Annotated in this window: 20 protein-coding genes and 2 riboswitches; of the genes, 8 read left to right on the top strand and 12 right to left on the bottom strand. The window is 71.7% G+C overall.

Annotated elements, in window-relative coordinates; genetic code table 11:
• Nucleotides 1-80: 80 nt before the first annotated feature.
• A complete protein-coding gene (locus ACIQM0_RS14575) occupies nucleotides 81-1,733 on the bottom strand; it encodes a penicillin-binding transpeptidase domain-containing protein (protein WP_401286274.1) in 1,653 nt (550 codons plus the stop codon).
• 238 nt (nucleotides 1,734-1,971) lie between these two features.
• Between ACIQM0_RS14575 and ACIQM0_RS14570 the strand changes: the two genes are divergently transcribed.
• Nucleotides 1,972-2,844 (top strand): LysR family transcriptional regulator, encoded by an 873-nt coding sequence (locus tag ACIQM0_RS14570; protein WP_401286273.1) that lies wholly within the window; start codon nucleotides 1,972-1,974, stop codon nucleotides 2,842-2,844.
• Nucleotides 2,841-3,755, top strand: coding sequence for a serine hydrolase (locus ACIQM0_RS14565; RefSeq protein ID WP_401286272.1), 915 nt, complete (start codon nucleotides 2,841-2,843; stop codon nucleotides 3,753-3,755). Before ACIQM0_RS14570 ends, ACIQM0_RS14565 begins: the two co-directional genes overlap by 4 nt.
• Before the next feature lie 159 nt (nucleotides 3,756-3,914).
• Here ACIQM0_RS14565 and ACIQM0_RS14560 read toward each other — a convergent pair whose 3' ends face one another.
• The 9 genes from ACIQM0_RS14560 to ACIQM0_RS14520 form a co-directional block, all read right to left on the bottom strand.
• A complete protein-coding gene (locus ACIQM0_RS14560) occupies nucleotides 3,915-5,042 on the bottom strand; it encodes an LLM class flavin-dependent oxidoreductase (protein ID WP_401286271.1) in 1,128 nt (375 codons plus the stop codon).
• Between the two features lie 14 nt (nucleotides 5,043-5,056).
• Nucleotides 5,057-6,160 (bottom strand): LLM class flavin-dependent oxidoreductase, encoded by a 1,104-nt coding sequence (locus ACIQM0_RS14555; protein WP_401286270.1) that lies wholly within the window; start codon nucleotides 6,158-6,160, stop codon nucleotides 5,057-5,059.
• On the bottom strand, nucleotides 6,157-7,530 hold the full coding sequence (locus ACIQM0_RS14550; RefSeq protein ID WP_401286269.1) for an NtaA/DmoA family FMN-dependent monooxygenase: 1,374 nt from the start codon (nucleotides 7,528-7,530) through the stop codon (nucleotides 6,157-6,159). Before ACIQM0_RS14550 ends, ACIQM0_RS14555 begins: the two co-directional genes overlap by 4 nt.
• Before the next feature lie 19 nt (nucleotides 7,531-7,549).
• Nucleotides 7,550-8,764, bottom strand: a complete 1,215-nt coding sequence (locus ACIQM0_RS14545) for an LLM class flavin-dependent oxidoreductase (protein ID WP_401286268.1) — start codon at nucleotides 8,762-8,764, stop codon at nucleotides 7,550-7,552.
• A 76-nt stretch (nucleotides 8,765-8,840) separates the two neighbouring features.
• Nucleotides 8,841-8,957 carry a putative leader peptide gene (locus tag ACIQM0_RS14540; protein ID WP_385036208.1) on the bottom strand — a complete coding sequence of 39 codons (117 nt, stop codon included), beginning with the start codon at nucleotides 8,955-8,957 and terminating at the stop codon, nucleotides 8,841-8,843.
• A 116-nt stretch (nucleotides 8,958-9,073) separates the two neighbouring features.
• Nucleotides 9,074-9,844, bottom strand: a complete 771-nt coding sequence (locus tag ACIQM0_RS14535; protein WP_401286267.1) for a GNAT family N-acetyltransferase — start codon at nucleotides 9,842-9,844, stop codon at nucleotides 9,074-9,076.
• 118 nt (nucleotides 9,845-9,962) lie between these two features.
• A complete protein-coding gene (locus ACIQM0_RS14530; protein ID WP_401286266.1) occupies nucleotides 9,963-11,006 on the bottom strand; it encodes an ABC transporter substrate-binding protein in 1,044 nt (347 codons plus the stop codon).
• Nucleotides 11,007-11,102: 96 nt separating this feature from the next.
• Entirely contained in the window at nucleotides 11,103-11,960 is an 858-nt protein-coding gene (locus ACIQM0_RS14525) for an amino acid ABC transporter ATP-binding protein (protein WP_401286265.1), read from the bottom strand.
• Nucleotides 11,957-12,961, bottom strand: coding sequence for an amino acid ABC transporter permease (locus ACIQM0_RS14520; RefSeq protein ID WP_401286264.1), 1,005 nt, complete (start codon nucleotides 12,959-12,961; stop codon nucleotides 11,957-11,959). The genes ACIQM0_RS14525 and ACIQM0_RS14520 overlap by 4 nt, the downstream gene beginning before the upstream one ends.
• Nucleotides 12,962-13,334: 373 nt before the next feature.
• Nucleotides 13,335-13,443: riboswitch (SAM riboswitch) on the bottom strand.
• 119 nt (nucleotides 13,444-13,562) lie between these two features.
• A riboswitch (SAM riboswitch) is annotated at nucleotides 13,563-13,708 on the top strand.
• On the opposite strand from ACIQM0_RS14520, the gene ACIQM0_RS14515 reads away from it, so the two are divergent.
• Together ACIQM0_RS14515 and ACIQM0_RS14510 are read left to right on the top strand one after the other, a co-directional pair.
• Nucleotides 13,686-13,811, top strand: a complete 126-nt coding sequence (locus tag ACIQM0_RS14515) for a putative leader peptide (RefSeq protein WP_363022557.1) — start codon at nucleotides 13,686-13,688, stop codon at nucleotides 13,809-13,811. (Overlaps the previous riboswitch by 23 nt.)
• Before the next feature lie 290 nt (nucleotides 13,812-14,101).
• Entirely contained in the window at nucleotides 14,102-14,785 is a 684-nt protein-coding gene (locus ACIQM0_RS14510) for a glutathione S-transferase C-terminal domain-containing protein (RefSeq protein ID WP_401286263.1), read from the top strand.
• A gap of 84 nt (nucleotides 14,786-14,869) precedes the next feature.
• On the opposite strand, the gene ACIQM0_RS14505 is transcribed toward ACIQM0_RS14510, so the two are convergent.
• Together ACIQM0_RS14505 and ACIQM0_RS14500 are read right to left on the bottom strand one after the other, a co-directional pair.
• The gene (locus tag ACIQM0_RS14505; protein ID WP_401286262.1) at nucleotides 14,870-17,254 is read right to left on the bottom strand and encodes an ATP-binding cassette domain-containing protein; all 2,385 of its coding nucleotides are present in this window, start codon (nucleotides 17,252-17,254) and stop codon (nucleotides 14,870-14,872) included.
• Between the two features lie 268 nt (nucleotides 17,255-17,522).
• A complete protein-coding gene (locus ACIQM0_RS14500) occupies nucleotides 17,523-17,879 on the bottom strand; it encodes a VOC family protein (RefSeq protein WP_385036201.1) in 357 nt (118 codons plus the stop codon).
• A gap of 324 nt (nucleotides 17,880-18,203) precedes the next feature.
• Between ACIQM0_RS14500 and ACIQM0_RS14495 the strand changes: the two genes are divergently transcribed.
• The 4 genes from ACIQM0_RS14495 to ACIQM0_RS14480 all read left to right on the top strand — a co-directional run bounded on the left by ACIQM0_RS14495 (nucleotide 18,204) and on the right by ACIQM0_RS14480 (nucleotide 23,101).
• Nucleotides 18,204-18,962, top strand: coding sequence for an IclR family transcriptional regulator (locus tag ACIQM0_RS14495; RefSeq protein ID WP_401286261.1), 759 nt, complete (start codon nucleotides 18,204-18,206; stop codon nucleotides 18,960-18,962).
• Between the two features lie 123 nt (nucleotides 18,963-19,085).
• Complete coding sequence (locus tag ACIQM0_RS14490; RefSeq protein WP_401286260.1) at nucleotides 19,086-20,489, top strand: hypothetical protein; 1,404 nt, start codon at nucleotides 19,086-19,088, stop codon at nucleotides 20,487-20,489.
• A 60-nt stretch (nucleotides 20,490-20,549) separates the two neighbouring features.
• Nucleotides 20,550-21,818, top strand: a complete 1,269-nt coding sequence (locus tag ACIQM0_RS14485; protein ID WP_401286259.1) for an AAA family ATPase — start codon at nucleotides 20,550-20,552, stop codon at nucleotides 21,816-21,818.
• On the top strand, nucleotides 21,815-23,101 hold the full coding sequence (locus tag ACIQM0_RS14480; protein ID WP_401286258.1) for a VWA-like domain-containing protein: 1,287 nt from the start codon (nucleotides 21,815-21,817) through the stop codon (nucleotides 23,099-23,101). The genes ACIQM0_RS14485 and ACIQM0_RS14480 overlap by 4 nt, the downstream gene beginning before the upstream one ends.
• The last annotated feature ends 193 nt before the right edge of the window (nucleotides 23,102-23,294 follow it).

The following is a 23,294-nucleotide window of genomic DNA, read 5'->3' as shown; positions in this document are numbered from 1 at the left end:
TGCCGACACGCAGCGGGCCCGCACGGGGATGGGCTGGGCTGGATGGTTACGGCGGGGCGGGCCCGTACGGCGCCGTCCGTTCAGCCGGTCAGATTGCGCAGGAACCGCGCTGCGACCGGTCCGGCGTCGGCTCCGCCGGAACCCCCGTCCTCCAGGAGCACCGCCCAGGCGAGGTCGGAGTCGCCCTGGTAGCCGATCATCCAGGCGTGCGTGCGCGGCGGGGTCGCGGTGCCGAATTCGGCTGTTCCGGTCTTCGCGTGCGGCCGACCGGGCAGATCCTTCAACGCATGAGCGGAACCCGAGGTCACGGTGGCGCGCATCAGCTCCTGGAGGCGGCGGGTGACCTCCGCGTCCAGCGCCGTCGGGGCACTGAACTTCTTCTTCACCGCGTCCGGCACCAGCATCGGCTGTTGGAACGTCCCGTTCTTGACGGTGGCCGCGATGGACGCCATCACCAGCGGTGATGTCTGAACGCGTGCTTGCCCGATGGTGGCGGCGGCCTTGTCGTTGTCGCTCGTCGTGGCGGGGACACTGCCGTCGTAGGTGGTTGTGCCCACGTCCCAGCTGCCCCCGATGCCGAACGCACGGGCCGTGTCGCGCAGGTCGGTGCCGGAGAGCCGGCTGCGGGCGTTGACGAAGTAGGTGTTGCAGGACTGGGCGAAGACGTCGGTGAAGGTCGATCCCGTCGGGAGCTCGAACTGTCCCTGGTTCTCGAAGCGCTGCCCGTTGACGCCTGCGAACTTGGGGCACGCCGCGGGGTCCGAGGGCCGGATGCCGCTCTTCAGGAGTGCCGCTGCCGTGACGACCTTGAAGGTGGAACCGGGCGGGTACCGCCCTTCGAGTGCGCGATTGAGGCCGCCGGGCCGGTTGACGGCGGCGAGTATGCGGCCGTTGCGCGGGTCGATCGCGACGACGGCCGCGTTCTCATCGACCCCGGTCACGGCGTCGGCCGCCGCCTTCTGGATACGCGGGTCGATGGTGGTACGCACCGCTCGGCCCTCGGCCGGTGCGGTGGCGGTGAGGCTCTTGAGAGCGCGCCCGCTCTGCCGGTCCGCGACCACGAGGGTCTTGGCTGCCTTCCTGCCCCCGGACAGCATCGCGTCGTAGCGGGCCTCAAGACCGGATACGCCCTTGCCGCTGACCGGGTCGACGGTGCCGACGAGGGAGTCGGCACGGAGCGGGTCGCCGTTGCTGTCGAGCACCTTCGCCCGGCCACCGTCACTCTTGAGCGCCAGGGTCTGCCCCTGTCTCAGCTCCGGGTGGATCATCGGCGAGGTGAACTCGACCTTCCACTCCCCCGACGTACGGAGCACCTGTGCCCGGGAGCTCCAGGTGACCTTGCCCGCCCCCGGAACCGTCATGGCCACGGAGAACGGGAAGTCCACCTCGCCGTCGTCCTTCCGCCTGCCTCCACCGGGAGCGATCGTGGTTTCCGAGGGCTTGAGGTTGGTCAGCACCGAGGTGAGGAGTGAGGCTGCGTTGTCGGGTGTGTCGGTGTGGCCGGCCGCCTTCCGGGCGTCGTGCGCGGCCCACGCGGCGAGGAACGCCGTGAGGGGCTTCCGGGCGGCCGCCACCTGCGGATCCGGTTCCTGCGAAGCGCCGCCCCGGAGGCCGAAGGCGGCGTACCCGCCTCCCGCCAGCAGGAGAAGGGCCACGAGGATGCCGAGCAGCCGCCGGTCGACGTGCCACCGCCCGTACCGCGTGGGACTGTTCCGGCTGTCTGCGCGCGCCATGGTGCGCTCCGTTCTGGGTCCGGCCTGGATCGGCCCGCCGGGGACGGTCCCCGGCGTCGACGGGGCACCTGTGCACGGTGTCGGACCGCGACGGCCTGCCGACACCGGTACGGCCTGCCGAGCGGTGCGGCGCCTGCCCCTGTCCGGGAGTCAAGTCCGCCACCCGGCCGCATGTCGAATACGATCTCGGCATCAACCTCATTCACAAGCCATATCACCGCACGCCAGGAGGTACGGAGTGCTGACCGAACGGCACCTGGAAATCTTCGTCGCGCTGGCGGAGGAGGAACACTTCGGGGCCGCCGCCCAGCGTGTGGGCATGACCCAGCCGCCTCTGTCACAGGGGCTGCGCAGGCTGGAGGCCCTGGTCGGCGTCCGTTTGTTCGACCGTGAGCGAGGGGTGTCCCTCACCGAGGAGGGGGCTCTGCTGCTGCCGCACGCACGCCGCGCCCTGGCCGCGCTCTCGGAGCTCCGCGAGACCGGTGCGCGCGAGCGGGCCGACGGACGCCGGCTGCGGCTCGGGCTCGCCCCGGAGGTGCCGGCTCCCCTCGCGGCCGAGGCGGCGGCCGCGCCGGTCAGGGCCGGTGAGCGGGCCCGGATCGGCATGGTGACGGCGTCGACCGCCACCCTGCTCGGTGACGTCGCGGCCGGGCGGGTCGACATCGCGGTGATCCGGCACCCCTCCGTGCTGCACGGCCTCTCCGCGGGCCGGGTGATCCTCCTGCCGACCTGGGTCCTCGCCCCCGTCGGCCTCCAGGGGGCCGGTGACACGATGCCGTCGCGTCTGCCGGTCGCGGTGCGCCCGCGCGCCGAAGCTCCCGCGGCACATGATCTGTTCATCGACACCCTGGCCAGTCGCGGCCGCCGCGTGGAGACCGTGGTGGTCTCCGACGAGCGCGCCGGTCTCGCCCTGGTGGCGGCGGGCCAGGCGGTACTCGTCACGGCGGACCACTCGCTGATGGCCTCCGGCGTCGAGCGCCGCACGGCGACGGACCCACCGCTCCCCCTGCGGCTGCGGGTGGCCTGGGATCCGCGGCGTCCGGGAGCGAAGGAGACCGCGGAGACGGCGCGGTTGCTCGAGGACGCCCTGGCCCGGAAGGTGGCACCGTGAGAGAGCCGCGGCGCGGCACCGGTGCGGAGCGCGCCATCCGCGACATGTTCGACGACGCGGGCGTCCGAGGCTGGCTGCACGTGGCGGAGCTGCACCGCCCGTCGGCCCACGTGGTCATCGATCCGGACGAGCAGCTGCCCCTGGGTTCGGTCTACAAGGTGCCGCTCATGGTCGCGTTCTGCCGGCTCGCGGATGCGGGGCTGGTCGACCCGTCCGACAGGCTGACCCTGGAGGCCGCCGACCGGGTTCCCGGTCCGACCGGCATCTCCGTCCTCCACGACCCCGTCACCATGTCACTGCGCGACCTGGTGACGCTGATGATGACCGTCTCCGACAACACGGCCGCCGCCGCCGTCCTCCGAGCGGTCGGCCCCGACGTGGTCGACGCCGTCTGCCGTGACCTGGGCCTGCCGGACACCCGTATCCACGGTGGCGTCGTCAGCACGTTCAGCCGGCTGGTCGCCGAGACGGGTGCGCCGTCGCTGGACGCCGCCCTGGCTCGCGTGGCGGACAACGACACCGTCGTGCCGGCCGGGGTGTACGACCCGGCCTTCAAGGCGTCCGGCACACCGGCGGACATGGCACGGCTCCTGCGGGCCGTCTGGACCGGCGAGGCCGCGTCCGAGGACCGCTGCGCCTTCATGCGCGACGTCATGCGCCGGCAGCCGTGGACGCACCGGCTCGCCTCCGGATTTCCCTACGACGACGTCACCGTCTACGGCAAGACCGGCACCTTCGGTTCACTGCGCCACGAGGCCGGCGTCGTCGAACTCGCGGACGGCAGCACCTACACCGCGGTGGTCTTCACCCAGGCCGCCCGTGCCGACAGCAGACTGCCGCGCGCCGACGCCGTGATCGGGGCCGCTGCCCGGGTCGCCGTCGAGGAGCTGCGAGGGAACCAGGCCACCTGACCGACCGGGCTCCCCCTGCCGTGCGGGCAGCCGCCTGGCGTGACCTCCACATGAGGTGACGACGCGGCCGCCACCGCACGGCGGCATCCGCCCAGGGGGGCGGTGCGTCCCGGTACCCGCACGGTCCCGAGACGTACCACCCCCTCGCCGGCGGGCCGGTCACCTCTTGCGCCACTCCTCGGCCAGCAGCTCGTAGGACCGCACCCGGTCCGCGTGCCCGTGGGTGATCGTGGTGATCAGCAACTCGTCCGCACCGGTCGCCTCCTGGAGCCGGGTCAGTTCGTCGGCGACCCGGCCCGGGGAGCCGACGAACTGGGTTTCGAGGCGGTCCTGGACCAAGGTCCGGTCCGCATCCGACCAGACGTGGGCGCGGGCCTCGTCCGGCGTGGGGAACTCGATCGCGCCCTCGGCCGAACGGATGCTGCGGACCCACGGGGCGTAGCCGGTGGCGAGTTCGCGGGCGGTCTCGTCGTCCTCGGCGACCACGACGTCCGCGGACACGCTGACGTACGGCTTGTCGAGTACGTCCGAGGGCAGGAACGCGGCGCGGTACCCCTCCACCGCCTCCAGCACGGTGGCCGGACTGACGTGGTAGTTCGCCGCGAACCTGAGACCGCCCCGGCCCGCGACCCGGGCGCTCTGGCCGCCGCTGCTGCCCAGGATCCAGAGCTCGAGATCGGCGCCCTCGCCCGGGACGGCATGGGCCTCGACGCCGTCCGCCGAACGGTACGTGCCCGCCAGCAGGGCCAGGATGTCGTCGATCTGCTCACCGTAGTCCTGCGATTCGGCATGCGGCTGCTGGAGCAGTCTGCGCTGGAGCGCGATGCGCGGGGAGCCGAGCAGGTGCTCGAAGGAGAAGCGGGCCGGGATGCGGAGGCCGTTGGGGGTGCGTCCGTCGACCACCGGGGTCGCGGACGGCGGCGGGGCGGCCGCTCCGGCGGGCGGGCGGCCGCCGGAGCGGCCGAGGCCCAGGTCCAGGCGCCCTGGGTGCAACGCGTCGATCAGGCCGAACTCCTCGACCGTGGACAGGGCCGTGCGGTGGCCGAGTTGCACGGCACCGGCGCCGAGCCGGATGGCCGAGGTCGCGGAGGCGGTCAGGGCGAGGACGACCGCGGGCGAGGTCCCGGCCACGCCCGGGTTGAGGTGGTGTTCGGCGAACCAGTAGCGGGCGTAGCCGAAGCTCTCGGCGCGGCGGGCCAGGTCGATGGAGTTGCGCAGGGCGTCGGTGGCGGTGGAGCCGGACGGGACCGGGACCAGGTCGAGGACCCCGAGAGGAATGTCGGACATGGCGGAGGTCTCCTCTAGCGGCCGGCCGGCACGGATGCGGGTACGGGGGCGGACGCGGGCGCCGCGGAGACCGGGCCCCAGGCGAACGGGGGGTCGGGGATCTCCCGGCGCAGCAGGGGTGCCACGTCGGACTGGAAGAGTGCGAGCGAGTCCCGGTGCCGGCGGTCCGACAGTCCCCCGGCGTCCGCGTGCAGATGCAGCACGGTGTGCCCGAACTGCTCGTGGTAGCGGTGAACCTTCTCGATGATCTGCTGGGGGCTGCCGACGAGTGCCGAGCTGCGCTCGACGAAGTCCTCCAGGGTCGTGAACACCGGGTCCAGGCCCAGCCGCCTCTGGAACGCCAGGTTGCCCTCGAACACGGGCCGGTAGGCGGCGAGCGCCTCTTGGGAGGTCCGGGCGGCGTAGAGGCCCGCGGTTCCCGCGCCCACCGCGATACCGGCCGGATCGTGGCCGTGGTGTACCCAGCGCTCACGGTAGTACCGGATCAACTCGGCGTAGGGCTCTATGGGGTTGGTGACGTTGGCTGAGAAGAGCGGGTCGCCGTAGCGGGCGGCCAGGTCGACGGACTCCCTGCTGGTCGCGCTGCCGTGCCAGACCCGGATCGGCTGCTGGAGGGGGCGGGGCCACACCTCCGCGTCCTTGAGTTCCGGACGGAAGCGGGTCGCGGCGGTGACCTTGTCCTGGCGCCAGATCTGCCGGAACACCTCGTAGCTCTCGGCGTTGCGGTCCCACTGGTCGTCGGGTGTCACCTGGAACAGGTCCCGCTGGGCGGCCCCGTTCCCCTTGCCGATGATGAGTTCGAGGCGTCCGCCGGAGAGGTGGTCCAGGGTCGCGTAGTCCTCGTACGCGCGCACCGGGTCGAGGAGGCTGAGCGTGGTGACGGCGGTGAACAGCCGGATCCGGGAGGTGAGGGCGGCGATGTGGCTGAGTACGACCGGTGGTGAGGAGGAGATGAAGGGCCGCTCGTGCCGCTCCCCCACACCGAAGCCGTCGAAGCCCAGTTCCTCGGCGAGGACCGCGTTGTCGACCACTTCGCGGAAGCGGTCGCTGGTCGGTTTCCGCACACCCGTCACGGGGTCCGGGCTGTGCACGATCAGGGTGATGGCGAGGAACTTCATGAGGCCTCACGCTCTTCGCGCACCTCGTCGGGGTGGGCCAGGCCGAGGTGGTCGCGCAGGGTGGTGCCCTCGTACTCCGTGCGGTACACGCCTCGTTCCTGGAGCAGCGGGACGACCTTGTCGGCGAATTCGTCGAGGCCGCCCGGCGTGATGTGCGGGGCGAGGATGAAGCCGTCACTGGCGTCGGCCTGGACGAATTCGTTGATCGTGGCGGCGACGGTGGCCGGGGAGCCGACGAATGACTGGCGGTTTCCGGTCTCGATGACCAGGTCGCGGATGGACCACTTGTTGGCGGCGGCCCGCTCCCGCCACTCGCGGGCGGTGGCCAGCGGGTCACGGTACATCCGCACCTGGGCGCGGCCGCGGGCGATCGTGTGCTCGCCGGGGTCGGGGTCGATGTCGGGGAGGGGGCCGTCCGGGTCGTACGCGGACAGGTCCCTGTTCCAGACGAACTCGAGGTGCTTGATCGCGGTGGCGCCGCTGACCTGGCGGCGGCGCACCTCGCGGGCGCGTTCCTCCGCTTCGGCGTCGGTGTCGCCGAGGGCGAAGGTGGCCGCCGGCAGGATCAGCAGCTGCTCGGGGCGCCGGCCGTAGCGGCCGAGGCGGCCCTTGACGTCCGTGTAGAACGCTCGCCCCTCCTTGAGGGTGGAGTACCGGCTGAAGATCGCGTCCGCGCTCGACGCGGCGAATTCGCGGCCCTCTTCCGAGTCGCCCGCCTGGAAGATCACCGGCCTTCCCTGCGGGGAGCGCGGGACGTTGAACTGGCCCTCGATGTCGAAGTGCTGTCCCGTGTGCACGAAGGCTCCGGCCTTCGCGTCACTGAGGAAGGTGCCCGTCTGCCGGTCGGCGACGATCTCGTCCCCGTGCCAGGAGTCGAAGAGTTCGTTCGTGGTGGACAGGAACTCCTTGGCCCTGGAGTAGCGCTCGTCCTGCGGGAGGAAGCCGCCGCGGCGGAAGTTCTCGCCGGTGAAGGCGTCCCAGGAGGTGACCACGTTCCAGGCGGCGCGTCCGCCCGAGAGGTGGTCGAGGCTGGCGAACTGGCGGGCCACCTCGTAGGGCTCGTTGAAGGTCGAGTTGATGGTGCCGGTCAGGCCCAGGTGCTCGGTGACGGCGGCGAGCGCGGTGAGGACGGTGAAGGTGTCCGGGCGGCCCACGACGTCCAAGTCGTATATCTGTCCGCCCTGTTCGCGAAGTCGCAGTCCTTCGGCAAGGAACAGGAAGTCGAACCTCGCGCGCTCGGAGGTCCGGGCGAAGTGGGCGAAGGAGCTGAACTCGATGTGGCTGCCGGCCTCGGGGTCGCTCCACACGGTGGTGTTGTTGACTCCGGGGAAGTGGGCCGCGAGATGGATCTGCTTGAGCGGCTTGCTCATGATCGGGGGTCCTTCCGGCTCAGGCGGTCGTGGCGGCGGCGTAGCGGTTGGCGGGACGGGCGAGACCGAGCAGCCCGCGCAGGGTGTCGGCCTCGTACGCCCGGCGGAAGGCGTTGCGGCGCTGGAGTTCGGGGACCAGGTGCCGGGTGATCGCCGGGAGGTCGTGGCCGGCCACGGCGGGACGGAGCCGGAAGCCGGTCAGTCCGGCCGCCGCCAGCTCCTGGAGCAGATCGGCGAGCCCGCTGGGTGTTCCGGTGAAGATCCGGGCGTCGCTGGTGTACGGCCGGCCGGCGAGGTCGTCCAGGCGCTCCCGGCGGGCCTGGGCCGCGGCGTGGTCGTCGTCCAGGAAGACCACCAGGTCGCCGAAGACGTGCAGGGTCTCGTCGGCGCGGCCGGCCGCCGCCTGTTCGGCGCGGATCTCCTCGACGACGGCGCGGGCCTCCTGGGCGTCGTGCGGGGTGACGTAGCCGATGTCGGCGGAGCGGGCCACCAGCCGGTACGAGGCGGTCGCGTGGGCCAGCGCGCTGACGATCGGCTGGCCCTGGGGCGGCCGGGGGGTGATCGAGGGGCCCTTCACGCGGAAGTGCGTGCCCTCGAAGTCGATGTAGTGCAGTTTCGCCCGGTCGATGAAGCGTCCGGTGGCGACGTCCCGGATCTCCGCGTCGTCCTCCCAGCTGTCCCAGAGTCGCCGCACGACCTCGGCGTAGTCGGCGGCCTCGTCGAACAGGCCGGCCGCCAGCTCCTGTCCGGCGGGGGTCCGGTAGTACTCGATGCCGAACGCGGGGAACCGGCGGCGGCCGAAGTGCGCGGCCTCGTGCTGTCGGGCCGTGACCTGAAGGCGCAGGCCCGCGCGGCCGGTGCTCACGTAGTCGAGGGTGGCGATGGCCTTGGAGATGTGGAACGGCTCCGTGTGGGTGACCACCACGGTCGGCACCACACCGATGTGCCGGGTCAGCGGCGCAACCCGAGCGGCGATGAGGACGGCGTCGAGCCGGCCGCGGACCTGGTCGGTGCGCCCGTCCGGCTCCGCGTGGGACGAGGACTGGAGGCCGAGCCCGTCCTCGATGGTCACGAAGTCGAGCAGTCCGCGTTCGGCCTCCGTGACGAGGTCGGTCCAGTAGGCGGCGGTGAGCAGTTCACGGGGGCGGGCGACGGGCTCGCGCCAGGCGGCCGGGTGCCAGCCCGCTCCGTCCAGGGACACGGCGAGATGCAGGGGGAAGGGTGACGACGACACGAGAGAGGTGCCTTCCTGATCGACCGTACGAAGAAGCCGGCCCCCGGACGCGGGGAGCGGCTGCGAGGGCAACAGGTCAGGAGCAACAGAGCGCGCCGGCGACGCGCAACAGATCGATGTGCTGCCGGGAGTACAGCCGCGGGCGGCTGGGCATGGCGGTGTTCGCGGCGCGGCGGCGGGTCACGGCAGGCATACGCACGTGCTCCACCTCCACCCATCCGGCGCGGCGGACCCCGGGGTCCGCGCCGCTCTCGCGCTCGCGGTGCCCTTCGGGGCGCCGCTCGGTCGTTCTCAGGCACAACCGCACGGCTACGCCGTTTCTTCCGGCTGCCCGGCTTCTTCTTCCTGCGGCGCTTCCGGCTGCCCGTCCGGTGTGCGCACGAGCAGGAACCGTGTGCGGCGGCGCAGGGTGAAGCCGATCGACTCGTAGAGCCGGATGGCGTGGGTGTTGCTCGCGGCCGCGTGGAGGAAGGGGGTGTCCCCGCGTTCCCTGATGCCCGCCGCGACCGCGCGGACCAGCCGGGTGGCCAGGCCGCGGCCGCGGTGGTCCGGGTGGGTGCAGACGGCGCTGATCTCCGTCCAGCCCGGCGGGCGCAGGCGTTCACCGGCCAGGGCGATCAGCCGTCCGCGGTCCCGGATGCCCAGGTAGCTGCCCAGTTCGATGGTGCGGGGCAGGAAGGGGCCCGGCTCTGTGAGGGCGACCAGGTCGAGGATCTCGGGTACGTCGGCGGGTCCGAGCCGTTCCGCCTCTGGGGCGGGTTCGGCGTACAGCGTGGTGGCGATGAGCTGAACGCCGTCGCCGCCGCGCTCGATCGTCCAGCCGTCGGGCACCTCCAGGGCTCCGGAGACCGGGGTGGCGGTGCCGGGTCCGACCAGTGCGGCCAGATCGGCCCAGGCCCGGGGGTCGGCGGGGTCGTCGAGGGCGCTGAACGGGGAGATGTCCGTGGGGTAGCGGGCGGCCCGGCCCACGCGCTCGGCGAGGCCGGCGTGGGGACCGCTCAGCGCGGCCCAGGCGGCGTTGTCCAGGATGTGCGGTTCCGTCGGGACCGGGGGCGGGGCGTGATGGACGGTGGTCGACATGGCGGTGCGGAGTCTCCGTATCCGGAAGGCGGCCGGGCCGGCGCCGGCTCATGGCAGCGCGGGCCGGCGGCAGATGCGCGGGCGTGGACGTGAATGCGGATCTGAACGCGGACGCGGGTCAGGAGTTGTCGAGCGGCAGTCCGGGCGGGTCGACCAGGGAGGTGGGGACGGCCTCGTCGGAGAGGTTCCAGGCGGCGAGCCACTTGGCGTACTGGCCGTTCTTGATCAGGTGGTTGATCGCGGCGGCGATGGGCTTCGCCAGTCCGCTGCCCTTCTTCGACGTGGCGGCGATGAGCCCCTGGAGCGTCGCGCCGGCGCCGGAGAACTGGCCCGCGCTACGCGTCGGCGTGGGGGTCTTCGCGGTCTGGGTGATGTGGTAGGCGATGCCGGGATTAGGGCCGAAGGAGGAGTCGATCTTCCCGCTGGACAGCGCCAGGGCCGTGGCGTTGCCGTCCTGGTAGTACTTGACGGTGAGCTTCTTGCCCTCCTTCGCCAGCTTCGCCTTCCACTCCAGCAGGATCCGCTCCTGGTTGGTGCCGGCGCTGACGGAGACGGTCTTGCCCGCCAGGTTGCGGTAGTCGCCGTCGAAGTTCCAGGTGCTCTTCTTCAGCGCCTCGAAGGCGAGGTTGTCCGCCCGGTAGGAGGCGAACTCGTACTTCTTCTTGCGCTCCTCGGTGTCGGTGACATTCGACAGCGCCACGTCGAACTTGCCGCTGTCGATGCCGACGAACATGTTCTCCCAGGTCGAGTTCTTCATCTCCGGCCTGAGCCCGAGGACCGCGGCGATCAGCCGGCCGAGGTCGGGTTCGGCGCCGGTGAAGGTCTTCTGGTCCTCGCCCACGTATACCAGCGGAGGGTACCCGGCAGGCAGCGCGCCCAAGCCGATCACCAACGTGCCCTTCTCGGCCACCGACTTGGGGAGCCCTGCGCTGATCGACGTCACCTCGGACACCTTGAGCTCGGTCTGCTTGGCGGCGCCGTTGGAGAGTGCGCCGATGGTGACCGATCCGGCCGGCGCGCTGTCGGTCCTGGTCGCGGCGTCACCCGCACCGCCGCACGCGGCGAGCCCGGCGGCGAGAGAGGCGACGGCCGCGGCGGCGGTGACGCCGCGGAGGAATCTGCTGCGGCGACTGGGGGAGGGCGTGAGGGCGAGGGTGCGCATGATGGCTGTCCTTGTCGGGTGCGGTGAGGGCGTACGGGTGAGGTCGCGCCGTGAAGTGGGTACGGGATCAGGGGTGTTGGGTTGGAGGTTTCGGGATCAGAGCACTTTGCTCAGGAAGTCCCTGGTCCGCTCGTGCTGCGGGTGGTCCAGCACCTGCTCGGGCGGGCCCTGTTCGACGATTCGGCCTTCGTCCATGAAGACGACCCGGTCGGCGACCTCACGGGCGAACCCGATCTCGTGCGTGACGACCAGGAGGGTGGTTCCGCTGCCGGCCAGGTCCTTGATCACGGCCAGCACCTCGCCGACCAGCTCGGGGTCGAGCGCGGAGGTCGGCTCGTCGAAGAGGATGACGCCGGGCCGCAGGGCGAGGGCGCGGGCGATGGCCACGCGCTGCTGCTGCCCGCCGGACAACTGCCGCGGGTAGGCGGCGGTCCGGTCCGCGAGCCCCACGCGGGCGAGGAGGCCGCGGGCCAGTTCCCTCGCCTGGGGCCTGGTCAGCTTTCCGGTCGCCACCGGAGCCGCGGCCACGTTGTCCAGCACGGTCAGGTGCGGGAAGAGATTGAAGTTCTGGAAGACGAAGCCGATCCGGCTGCGCTGCGCCAGGATGGCCCGCTCGCTCAGCTCCTTGAGGCGACCGCGGTGCCTGCGTACGCCGATCAGCTCGCCGTTGAGGCTGACATGGCCGATCTCGGGCTTCTCCAGGTGGTTGATCACCCGTAGGAGCGTGGACTTGCCGGAGCCGGACGGCCCGAGGACGACCGTGACCTCGCCGGGCCTTACGGTCAACGCCACGCCTTCCAGAACGCGTTGGGATCCGTACCACTTGTGCACATCGTGCACCTCGACCGCGGCGGGGCGTACCGCGAGCACTCGGCCGGTCTCCTGCGCCCCAGCCGTACCGGCCGCCTCCGCCTTCTCGGCCGTCCCGGTCTTCTCGGTCGTCTCGGCGCTCATATCGCCGTCTCCTTCCGGACCCGGGCCCGCAGATCGCCGAGGCCGGTCCGCAGCTTCTGCAACGGGGTCAGCGGCAGGGTGCGCAGCGCGCCCCGCGAGTAGTGCCGCTCGACGTAGAACTGGATGACGGACACGACGCTGGTGAGAATCAGGTACCAGACGGTGGCCACCAGCAGCAGCGGCACGATGTCGCCGGGGTAGCTGCTGCCCATGCTCTGCACGGAGCCGAACAGGTCGAGCAGAGAGACGTAGAAGACCAGCGAGGTGCCCTTGATCAGGCCGATCAGCTGGTTGACGTAGTTCGGGGTGATGGAGCGCAGGGCCTGCGGAAACACGATCTTCGCGAACTGGTAGCGCCTCGGGAGGCCGAGGGCCGAGGCCGCCTCGTGCTGGCCCTGGTCGACGGAGAGGATGCCGCCGCGGACCACTTCGGAGGCGTACGCCGCCTCGTTGAGGCTCAGGCCGATGACGGCGACGGCCATGTCGGTGGCGAGGCGGGACTCGTCGAACGTGAAGAACGCCGGGCCGAACGGCACTCCGATGCTCAGCGTCCGGTAGAGCGCGCTGAAGTTGTAGAGGAACAGCAGGACCACGATCAGCGGCACCGATCGGAAGAGCCAGGTGTAGCCCCAGCTGACCCCACGCAGCACCGGGCTCGGGGAGAGCCTGGCCAGTGCCAGCAGTACGCCGCCGAGCAGTCCCAAAGCGGCGCTGTACACGGTGACTTCGAGGGTGATGAGCAGGCCGTCGAGGATCGTGGGCCGCAGGAACCAGTACGAGAACCGGTCCCACTGGTAGAAGGGATTGGTCACCAGGCCGTGGACGATCTGGGCGACCAGCACGAGCACGACGGCTGTGATGATCCAGCGGCCGGGGCGCAGCAGGGGAAGGACCCGCTGCGCCGCCAGGGGCTTCGGCGCGGCGGGCGGGTGGAGGCGGGGGGCCGCCTCGGCGGGCGGCGCTGATCCGGAGGACACAGCGATGCCAGGGGATTCACTCACGGAGGGCTCCAGCGGATTCGGACAGTCCGGACCGCGGACGGCGGCGACGCCGCACCGATCGGGGACGAATCGGCGGGACGCGGCACACGGCACGGGACGGGGGCCGGGCAGGGAGAGGGCGCACCGCGACAGCGGTGGACGTCAAGAACGCGGAGAGCAGAGGCCCGGAAGGCAGAGGCCGGGAAGGGCTGGGCCGGGAATGCCGTCAGGCTTGACAGAGCACGCGTGAAACGGCGCTACACAGTGCGCTGTTGACGCGCTGCAGGTCGACGGAGCGGTCCGCGCAGAGCAGCAGGGCGCGGCCGCGGGACCGCCAGGCAGCCATCCCCTCAGCTGCGTGCATCGCTCTCACCGTCACCATTCCGCCCCGTGGGGCCTACACTCCCGCCGAACGTCATCCGGTCCGGACCGAACCTGGGCACCCCACCGCGTACGAGGGTTGCCGGCCGGCGCACCAGGGATTTCCGCTGACGCTCATGACCGTTCTGCGCCGCAAGTTAGGCACGGCCGGAAACGAATGTCAACGCCGGTGACCACCAGGCGAGACGGCCCGTGCGGCCTTCTTGACTGCGTCACGTGACGCACCGAAACTGACATGGACGGTCACGATTGTCAGCGCCTCCTGTGCGGGATTCTCCTGCTCAGGCGGTTATCGGCCCCGGCCCGCTGGCAGGCAACCCTTCCACCGCGACGGGGTGCCCCGGGTGACGACCGGGTCCCGCCGGTGCGGCGGGGCAAGCGTGGTCTCGCGTCTCGCGAGCCCCGAAGTCGGGACCGGTGGGAATTGTCCAGGAACGGCTTGACGAGGCGCCTGCACATCGATCTGCTGCGTGTCTCCAGCGCTTACTAGCCCGGACAGATCCGGACGCGTACCGGACCGCTCGGTCCGTCCGGACCGGTACGAGAGCGCAGCCATTCCACATCCGGCCGCTGGTGCCCACAAGGCGGCGGTGGCTTCCTCGTTCCCGCAGGGATTCCCACCGGGATTCCCATAGGAGAGTCATGCCCGAGACAGTTTCGCGCAGTTCCAGTTCACGCGGTCCCGGTTCGCGCAGTTCCGGCACAGGCAACTCGATGGCATGCGGCCCGGTTTCCCCGGGTCCGAGTCCGTGCGCCACGCAGCCTCGTCCCGCGGCTGCCGTGCAGCCCTCCCGCATCCACAGCCGTATCGGTGTCGGTCTGGCCGGCGGCTTCTACCCGGCGCCGCACCGCTACGAGCTCTTCCTGTCGGCGAGTTGTCCGCGCTCGCTCCGCATCTCGATCACTCTCGGCCTGCTCGGCCTCAAGGACTCGGTCGCCACCACGATCCTGGGACACCCCACCGAGACACCCGGCGCGTTCGCCTCGCTGCGCAGCGCGTACGAGGCGACGATGCACCACTACGACGGACCGCTGACGGCGCCCGCGCTGTGCGACCGGTGGAGCGGACGGATCGTCAGCAACCACACCCCCGACATCCTGCGCGACCTCGCGGGCCTGCTGTCCGGCCATGACGAGGCCTGCCCCTCCGCTCTGCGCCCGCCGGGACTCATCGCGGACATCGACGCCCTCCGTGACCTGCTGGACTGCGACGTCACCCCGGACGCCGGGCCCGCGGAGCGATCGGCGACGCTGGACCTGCTGGATCACCGCCTCGACCTGCGGCCCTACGTACTGGGCGGGGAACTGACGGCGGCGGATGTGGACCTGTGGGTCGCGCTCGTCCGTCTCGGCCCGGCCGCACTCGGCGACCGTCCTCGGCTCCGGGAGTACGTGGGCCGCCTGCGCGACCACCCCGCCTTCCCCGACGCGCAGGAGCGGGACGACGGCCTCCGGCCCGCGTAGTTGGGCGCACCGGAGCCGGTGAAGGCCCCGGTGCACCTCTCGTTCAACGCGACATTCAGGTCAACCTCTTGTCCAACGGCTCCCTCAGGCGCCGACGTAGGCCGCGAGGTGCCGGCCGGTGAGGGTGGAGCGGTCGGCGACGAGGTCGGCGGGGGTGCCCTCGAAGACGAGCCTGCCGCCGTCGTGGCCGGCGCCGGGGCCGAGGTCGACGATCCAGTCGGCGTGCGCCATGACCGCCTGGTGGTGCTCGATCACGATGACCGACTTGCCGGAGTCCACGAGCCCGTCGAGCAGGCCGAGCAGTTGCTCGACGTCGGCGAGGTGGAGGCCGGTGGTCGGTTCGTCGAGGACGAGGATGCCGCCCTTCTCGCCCATGTGCGTGGCCAGCTTGAGCCGTTGCCGCTCACCGCCGGACAGCGTGGTGAGCGGCTGGCCGAGGCTGAGGTAGCCGAGCCCGACGTCGGCGAGCCTGCCCAGGACGCGGTGCGCGGCCGGTGTGCGCGCCTCGCCGTCGCCGAAGAACTCCTCGGCCTCGGTCACCGACATGGCGAGCACCTCGCTGATGTCGCGGCCGCCGAGGTGGTATTCGAGCACCGAGGCCTGGAACCGCTTGCCCTCGCACTCCTCGCAGACGGTGGAGACACCCGCCATCATCGCAAGGTCGCTGTAGATGACGCCGGCACCGTTGCAACCGGGGCAGGCACCTTCGGAGTTGGCGCTGAACAGGCCCGGTTTCACGTCGTTGGCCTTGGCGAACGCCTTGCGGATCGGATCGAGCAGTCCGGTGTACGTCGCGGGGTTGCTCCGTCGCGAGCCGCGGATCGCACCCTGGTCGATCGCCACCACCCCGTCCAGGCCCGAGACCGAACCGTGGATCAGGGAGCTCTTGCCGGAACCGGCGACGCCGGTGACGACGGCGAGGACCCCGAGCGGGATGTCGACGTCGACGTCGCGCAGGTTGTTCGTCTGCGCGCCGCGGATCTCCAGCGAGCCGGTGGGCTTGCGCAGGGTGTCCTTGAGGGTCGCCCGGTCGTCGAAATGGCGGCCCGTGACGGTGTCCCCGGCCCTCAGTCCCTCGACGCTGCCCTCGAAGCAGACGGTTCCGCCCGCTGTTCCGGCGCCGGGGCCGAGGTCGACGACGTGGTCGGCGATAGCGATCGTCTCCGGCTTGTGCTCCACGACGAGCACCGTGTTGCCCTTGTCCCGCAGGCGCAGCAGCAGGTTGTTCATCCGCTGGATGTCGTGGGGGTGCAGGCCCGCGGTGGGCTCGTCGAAGACGTAGGTGGTGTCGGTGAGCGAGGATCCGAGATGGCGGATCATCTTGACGCGCTGTGCCTCGCCCCCCGACAGCGTGCCCGTCGGCCGGTCGAGCGCGAGGTAGCCGAGTCCGATCTCCACGAACGAGTCGAGGGTCTGCCCCAGCGCGGTGAGCAGGGGTGCCACCGAGGGTTCGTCGAGGTCGCGGATCCAGGCGGCCAGGTCGCTGGTCTGCATCGCGCAGGCGTCGGCGATACTGATCCGGTTGATCTTCGACGACCTGGCTCCCTCGCTGAGCCGGGTGCCCTCGCACTCGGGGCAGGTGGTGAAGGTGACGGCCCGCTCCACGAACGCCCGGATGTGCGGTTGCAGCGCTTCCTTGTCCTTGGACAGGAACGACTTCTGGATCCGGGGGACGAGACCCTCGTAGGTGAGGCTGACGCCTTCGACCTTGACCTTGGTCGGCTCCCGGTAGAGGAAGTCCTGCATCTCCTTCTTGGTGTACTTGCGGATCGGCTTGTCCGGGTCGAGGAAGCCCGATTCCGTGTAGACCCGGACGGTCCAGAAGCTGTCGGACTTCCAGCCGGGGATGGTGAAGGCGCCCTCGGCGAGCGACTTGGAGTCGTCGTAGAGCTGGGTGAGGTCGATGTCGGAGACGTTGCCCCGGCCCTCGCAACGCGTGCACATGCCGCCCGTGCGGTTGAAGGTGGCCTTCACCGCCTTCTTGGCACCGCGCTCGACGGTGATGGCACCGCTGGCCCGGACCGAGGGGACGTTGAAGGCGTAGGCGCCGGGCGGGCCGATGTGCGGCTTCCCGAGCCGGCTGAAGAGGATCCGCAGCATCGCGTTGGCGTCGGTCACCGTGCCGACCGTGGAGCGCGGATCGGCGCCCAGCTTCTGCTGGTCGACGATGATCGCGGTGGTCAGCCCGTCCAGGACGTCGACCTCGGGCCGTGCGAGCGTCGGCATGAAGCCCTGCACGAAGGCGCTGTAGGTCTCGTTGATCAGCCGCTGCGACTCCGCGGCGATCGTGTTGAACACCAGCGAGGTCTTGCCCGAGCCGGAGACGCCGGTGAAGACCGTGAGCCGCCGCTTCGGGATCTCGATGCTGACGTCCTTGAGGTTGTTCACGCGCGCGCCGTGCACGCGGATCACATCGTGGATGTCGGCTGGGTGCGGCGCGGGCGACTGCGCGTCCGTCCTGGTGGCCATGCTTATCGTTCTCCATCTGTCTGTCGGTCGGGGCCGTGATCCTGGTCCCCGTCGGCGTCGTCCGGCTCGATGCGAGTAGCTGAGGGCGGTACGCACGTTCTACTTCGTCGGTGCGGCCTGTGGCAACGGTCCGCTGCCCGCCCGGTCGTGTCGTGGCCCGGTCGTCGGGTGCGGGAGCGGCGCGACGGCCGCCGGACCGCCCGGCGGCCGTCGCGCGTCCGCCCGCGGTGATGGACACCCCGTGGACAACCGTCCGACGGTTCGGGTCTCAGCTGTCCTGCAGCAGTCCGAGGACGTTGCCGTCGGGGTCGGTGACGGTGGCCACCAGGCGTCCGCCGCCGACATCGTGCGCGGGGTCCTTCACAGTGGCGCCCGCGGCGGTGACCTCGGCCAGCTTCGCCTCGATGTCCGGCACGTGCCAGTACGCCACGGGTGAGGTCATGCCCTGCTGTGCCCCGGCCGGCACCAGCCCGATGTGCTGGCCCCCGGCCTCGAAGCCCACGTAGTAGGACTCGTCGGCCTGCGGCTGTACACCGAGCAGCGCCGTGTACACCGCCTTGGCCGCCGCCAGGTCGGACACGGGGTGCAGCACGGTCTTGATTCCCTGGGTGGTCGAGCTGGTCATGATCGCTCCTGTCGTTCGTGGGTCATATCGGCCCGGTGCGGACGGTGGCGCCGAGCCCACGGCCAGGCGTGGAGTCGGCGGTCGCGGTCGGCGGCCGGGCCCCGGTGTCTGTCGGGGACTCGTCGTCCGGACGCTCGGTGCCTGGATGCTCGGTGCCCGGCCATCACGCTAGCTGCGGCTCGGTGACCGCGCTTCTCCATTCCTGATCGGTCAGGTCGGCCGCCCGGGACCGTGCGAGAACTCTTCGCCGCTGTGCTCGCCCCAGGTCAGGGCCGTGCACAGGACATATTGCCGCCTTCCGGCACCGGGTCCATGCTTATGGGCATGGGTGACGAGGCCGACCCCGAGCTCGCCGCGTACGTCGAGCGTGCTCTCCGAGTGATGGAGGCGGCAGGGGCGCACGGGGCGGCAGCCTCCGTGCACCAATTGGTCAAGGAGACCGGGCTGCCCCCGGCCACCGTCCAGCGGCTGCTGAAGACGCTCGTGCGGGACGGTTACCTCACCGAGCTGGACGGCGGGGCGTTCGCCCTCTCCCCCGCGCACTCCTCCCTGGGCGCCGGACAGGACGGGCAGGGGCCCCTGAACCGTGTCCGGCCCGTCCTGACGTCCTTGCGGAACGACCTCGCTGCTGCGGTCTACCTGACGCTGTACGAGGAGGGCGAGATCCGTGTCATGGAGATCGTCGACAGCGCTCGGGCGCCGCGCGTGGACCTCTGGGCCGGATTCCAGGACGCCGGACACGCCACGGCTCTCGGGAAGAGCGTGCTGCGTGAACTGGACGGGAAGGCGCGCGCCGAGTACTTCTCCCGGCACTCACTGACCGATCTCACGCCCCGCACCATCACGCGCCATGAGGAATTGCTGCGGCAGCTCGACTCCGCACCGGCAGCACCGGTCGTCATGGACCGGGAGGAGTACGCCCGCGGTACGACATGTGTCGCCGTGCCCGTCTACAGCGGTGACCGGATCGGCTCGCTCGGCATTTCCTTCCGGTCGGACCGGATGTACCGGACCTCCCGGGTCCGTGCCGGGCTGCTGTCGGCGGCGTTGCGCGTGACCATGGGGCTCTCGCTCCCCGACTGACCCCCGGCGCGCGGCAGTTCGACCAGAACTCTGGAAGTCCGCTGCCGGGAGCGATATGGTCACCGCGATGATGACTCACTCTGTTCACAGATTGGGGGACCCGTCCGCGCAAGGTGAGTGCTGATGCTCACTGAGACCGCGAACCGGGATTCCCGCTTTTCCTACTGGCTGCGTGTGCGTGAGTTCGCCGTGCCGCCCTCCATGATCGAGACCGCGACCGCCCGCCGTTCCACCGGGGACTGGGCAGGGGCATGTGCCGCCGCGGGCATCGACACCGATCTGAACCTGCGTTCCGTGGCACGCGCTCACGGCCGTGAACTCGCGGCCCGGGTCCGGGCCGATCTCCGACATCTTGCGCCGGACCTGTTGCGCTGGCACCTGCCGAGAATCGCTCCTGACGGGCTGCTGCGCCCCGGGCTGACCATCGCCCTGGCCCGGTACGACGCCGGGGGCCGTGACAGTCCGCGCCCGGTGCGACTCGTGGTCCGGACCCCACCGGCCTGGGCGGACGGCGGTCAGCGGATCAGCCTTGCCCTGTGGAACGGATCCCTCTCCGATGCCGGTACCCGCCGGCACCCGCACCCCCATCCTCACCGGCGGTTCCGCCTCGACCTGCACCGCCACCTGTGGGACGCGCGCCGGGCCGACGAGCTGCGGAGCCGCTCCGGCGCCGACCGGCCGCCCGCCGACGGCCGTCCCGCACCGAACCCGTGGCTGACGGCGCCCGTGCAGCGACTGCACCGTGCCGCCGTCGACCGGTGGGCGGAGGAGGCCGGGATACTGCTCCGGGCCGAGGGGCTGCCCACCGGTCCCGTCACCGTGCGGTGCGGGGCCCGCCACCGGCTGCTCCTGGAACCGGACGGGGACGGCCACGGACCGCCCGCCCTGCGGATCTCGGCGGCGCCCATGGACGGGGTCGCCGCCGCGCTGCCGGTCCTGCCCGACGCGGCGACCTGGGTGCCGCCCGACCTGGAGCTGCTCCGCGCCGGTGCGATCGAGGCGGGCCGGCTGCACCCGCTGGTCGCCTCGGCCCTGGCACCGGACCACTCGCCACCCGGTCCCGGCCGGGAACCGGACCCGACGGGACGACCGCGCCTCGTGGAGTGCCGGGGAGCCCGGCACCGGATCGGGCTGGTCAACGGGGTGCTGGTGCCACTCGACCACGACCCGGCCGAGATCCGCCGCGAGGAGCTGCTGGTCGCCCTGACCGGCACTCCGCTCCCCTGTCTGCGCGCCATCGACGAGGCGCACCGTCGTCCGCACTGTCTCGCCGGTGTCCGGGAACGGCTGGTCCATGGCGACATCGCCGGGGCACTGTCCGTCGTCGAGGGCCTGCTCGGCCCCGACGCGGTGCTGCGCAACGGCGCCCTGCGGGACGAACTGGAGGCGGCCGCGCTGCGGCGGGTCACCTACGGACTGTTCAGGGCGGGCCTGACCGGAGGACGCCCGGGGCCCGACGGGGTCCCCGCGGACCGTCTCCGCTCCCGTGACCACGTCTCCCGCCCGCGCCTCGCCGCCTTCCGCTGACCCGAGGGCCCTGCCCTCCGCGCCCGCTCGCCCCACCACGAACCCCATAGGTGATCAGACATGCCCGCATACGCCCCGTTCGCAACGACCGCTGCCGCCGCAGAGCCGGCCGACGCCCCGACCCCCCAACTCGACATCGCCGGTGAGCTGCTGGCCCTGCTGCGCGACACCAACACCGAACCCCGCCCCGACACCCAGCTGGAGGCCTTGACGCTGGCCGTGGCCGCCGACCTGCCGGTGATCCTGTGGGGCGAGCCGGGAATCGGGAAGACCGCTGCCCTGACCCAGCTCGCCGCGGCCCTGGACCTGCCGCTGACCACCGTCATCGCCAGCGTGCACGAGCCGTCCGACTTCTCGGGGCTGCCCATCGTCGGGGACGATCCCGCGGAACAGGGGGTTCCGATGGCCCCGCCGGACTGGGCCGTGCGACTCGTACGGGCCGGCCGCGGGCTGCTGTTCCTGGACGAGCTGTCCACCGCGCCCCCGGCCGTTCAGGCCGCCCTGCTCCGTCTCGTCCTCGAACGGCGGATCGGCTCCCTGCAACTGCCGCCCGAGGTACGGATCGTGGCGGCCGCGAATCCGCGGTCATCGGCCGCCGACGGCTGGGAGCTGAGCCCTCCCCTGGCCAACCGGTTCGTCCATCTTCAGTGGACGCACGATCACGAGGTCGTGGTACGCGGCCTCGCTGGGACCTGGCCCCGTGTGACGCTGCCACGGCTCGCCCAGGAGAGGCTGCCGGAGGCAGTGGACTTCGCCCGCCGTGCGGTGTGCGGGCTGCTCTCCGCCCGCCCCGCGCTCGTACACCGGCTGCCCAGCAACGAGGCTCGCCGGGGCGGCCCTTGGCCGTCGCCCCGGAGCTGGGACATGACGCTGTCACTGATCGCCTTCGCGACCGCGGCCGGTTCCTCCCGCGATGTGCTCTCCGAACTGGTCAGAGGGACGGTGGGGGACGGCCCGGGGCTGGAGTTGCTGGCGAGTCTGGACCGGATGGACCTCCCCGACCCCGAGACCCTGCTCGCCGACCCGGCACACGCGGTCCTGCCCGAGCGGGGGGATCTGCGTCAGGCCGTGCTCGACGGTGTGGTGGCGGCGGTCCGCAACCGTCCGGAGAAGTCCCGCTGGGACGCGGCGTGGGCGCTCCTGGTCCGGGCGCTGGAGGACGGGGCCCCGGATCTGGTGGTCGTCCCCGCGACCACACTCGCCTCGCTGCGCCAGGAGGACTGGGACGTTCCCGCGTCGATCGAGCAGCTGGCCGGGGTCGTGTCGCTGTCCCGGCGGGCGGACCGGGCGGCGACCCGGACCGCGGCCGCCGCGCAGGCCCGCCGATGACACCGAGGCCACCGGGAGCACCCGGAACGCCGGCCGCGCCGGGACCACTGGACCTCGACAAGCTCTTCGCCGCCCGGCTGCACGCCGCCCGGGTGCGCCCCTACTTGGCGACGGCGCTGTTCGCGCTGCACACCGTCGAGTCGCGGCGGGTGCCGACGATGGCCGTGGACCGGCACTGGCGGTGCTACGTCTCCCCCGCCTTCGTGGCGGCGACCCCGGTGGAGGAGCTGGCCGGGGTGTGGGTGCACGAGATCTCGCATCTGCTGCGCGACCATCACGGGCGCGGCGACCGGGTCGCGCGGGAGCAGGGGCTGACCGGCCCCGGGGAGCGGCTGCGGATGAACATCGCCGCGGACTGCGAGATCAACGACGACGTGTTCGGCGAGGGCCTGGCCCGGCCGGAGGGCGCCGTCGACCCGAAGGCCCTGGGACTCCCCGAGGGAAAGCTCATGGAGGACTACCTGCGGCAGTTCCGGCTCGGTCCGCACACCCAGAGCCTCGCCTGGCTGGACTGCGGCAGCGGCGCCGACGGGCTGGACAGGGAGTGGGACCTGGGGCCGGACGGCGCGCACGGACTCAGCGCGCAGGAACGGGACGCGGTCCGGTTCCGGGTGGCCCAGGGGATCACCGGCCGGCCGGGGGACGCGCCCAAGGGCTGGCAGCGGTGGGCGGAGGAGGCGTTCCACCCGCCGCAGGCCTGGCGGGACCTGCTGGGGGCGGCCGTGCGCTCGGCGGCCTCGGGGTCCGGTGCCGGCCAGGACTACAGCTACGGCCGCCCGTCCCGGCGCTCGGCCGGGGTGCCCGGCGCCGTTCTGCCGAGCCTCCGCCGCCGGCCGCCCCGGGTCTCCGTGATCATCGACACCTCGGGTTCGGTCAGTGACGCCGAACTGGGCAGCGCGCTCCTTGAGGTCGCCTCGATCGCCCGTGCGGTCGGCGGCCGCCGTGACCTGGTCACCGTCCTGTCGTGCGACGCGGCCGCCGGGGTCGTGCACCCGCTGTGCCGTGCCGAGGGAATCCCCCTGGTGGGAGGCGGGGGTACGGATCTGCGCTCGGGTTTCACCAAGGCGCTGCGGGCCCGGCCCCGTCCGGACGTCGTCGTGGTCCTCACGGACGGTCAGACGCCCTGGCCCTCGGCGCGACCGGGGTGCCGGACGGTGGTGGGTCTGTTCCCGCGGCGGCACTCACGGGGGTCGTGGAGCGAGGACCATCCCGACCACGTGCCGGACACCCCGCCCGAGTGGGCGCGCACCGTGGTCATCGGTTCGGCGCCCGGCAGCCGGTGAACCCGCCGGGAACGGGCGGAGCCGTTCCCGGAAGGCCCGGTCGGGGCCCGCCTGTTAATGTGGTCACGCCGTTCAGCGTGTACGGAGGAGATCAGACATGGCGGGTGACGACGACATCTCCGGGTGATACCCGGAGCTGACCGGCCACCGGCAGGCGCCCAGGAGCGCCGCCGCAGTGGCCATGTCGTTGTTC

Origin of the sequence: Streptomyces sp. NPDC091387 (genome assembly GCF_044756945.1) — a bacterium.
Classification (GTDB): Bacteria; Actinomycetota; Actinomycetes; order Streptomycetales; family Streptomycetaceae; genus Streptomyces.
This window is presented reverse-complemented; position numbering and strand designations above follow the sequence as displayed.

Excerpts from the sequence above, each read along its gene's own strand:
- ACIQM0_RS14575 (WP_401286274.1), bottom strand. The coding sequence starts at position 1,733 with ATGGCGCGCGCAGACAGCCGGAACAGTCCCACGCGGTACGGGCGGTGG.
- ACIQM0_RS14550 (WP_401286269.1), bottom strand. The coding sequence starts at position 7,530 with ATGAGCAAGCCGCTCAAGCAGATCCATCTCGCGGCCCACTTCCCCGGA.
- ACIQM0_RS14560 (WP_401286271.1), bottom strand. The coding sequence starts at position 5,042 with ATGTCCGACATTCCTCTCGGGGTCCTCGACCTGGTCCCGGTCCCGTCC.
- ACIQM0_RS14540 (WP_385036208.1), bottom strand. The coding sequence starts at position 8,957 with ATGCCTGCCGTGACCCGCCGCCGCGCCGCGAACACCGCCATGCCCAGC.
- ACIQM0_RS14485 (WP_401286259.1), top strand. The coding sequence starts at position 20,550 with ATGCCCGCATACGCCCCGTTCGCAACGACCGCTGCCGCCGCAGAGCCG.
- ACIQM0_RS14480 (WP_401286258.1), top strand. The coding sequence starts at position 21,815 with ATGACACCGAGGCCACCGGGAGCACCCGGAACGCCGGCCGCGCCGGGA.
- ACIQM0_RS14495 (WP_401286261.1), top strand. The coding sequence starts at position 18,204 with ATGGGTGACGAGGCCGACCCCGAGCTCGCCGCGTACGTCGAGCGTGCT.
- ACIQM0_RS14505 (WP_401286262.1), bottom strand. The coding sequence starts at position 17,254 with ATGGCCACCAGGACGGACGCGCAGTCGCCCGCGCCGCACCCAGCCGAC.
- ACIQM0_RS14525 (WP_401286265.1), bottom strand. The coding sequence starts at position 11,960 with ATGAGCGCCGAGACGACCGAGAAGACCGGGACGGCCGAGAAGGCGGAG.
- ACIQM0_RS14555 (WP_401286270.1), bottom strand. The coding sequence starts at position 6,160 with ATGAAGTTCCTCGCCATCACCCTGATCGTGCACAGCCCGGACCCCGTG.
- ACIQM0_RS14530 (WP_401286266.1), bottom strand. The coding sequence starts at position 11,006 with ATGCGCACCCTCGCCCTCACGCCCTCCCCCAGTCGCCGCAGCAGATTC.
- ACIQM0_RS14535 (WP_401286267.1), bottom strand. The coding sequence starts at position 9,844 with ATGTCGACCACCGTCCATCACGCCCCGCCCCCGGTCCCGACGGAACCG.
- ACIQM0_RS14490 (WP_401286260.1), top strand. The coding sequence starts at position 19,086 with ATGCTCACTGAGACCGCGAACCGGGATTCCCGCTTTTCCTACTGGCTG.
- ACIQM0_RS14500 (WP_385036201.1), bottom strand. The coding sequence starts at position 17,879 with ATGACCAGCTCGACCACCCAGGGAATCAAGACCGTGCTGCACCCCGTG.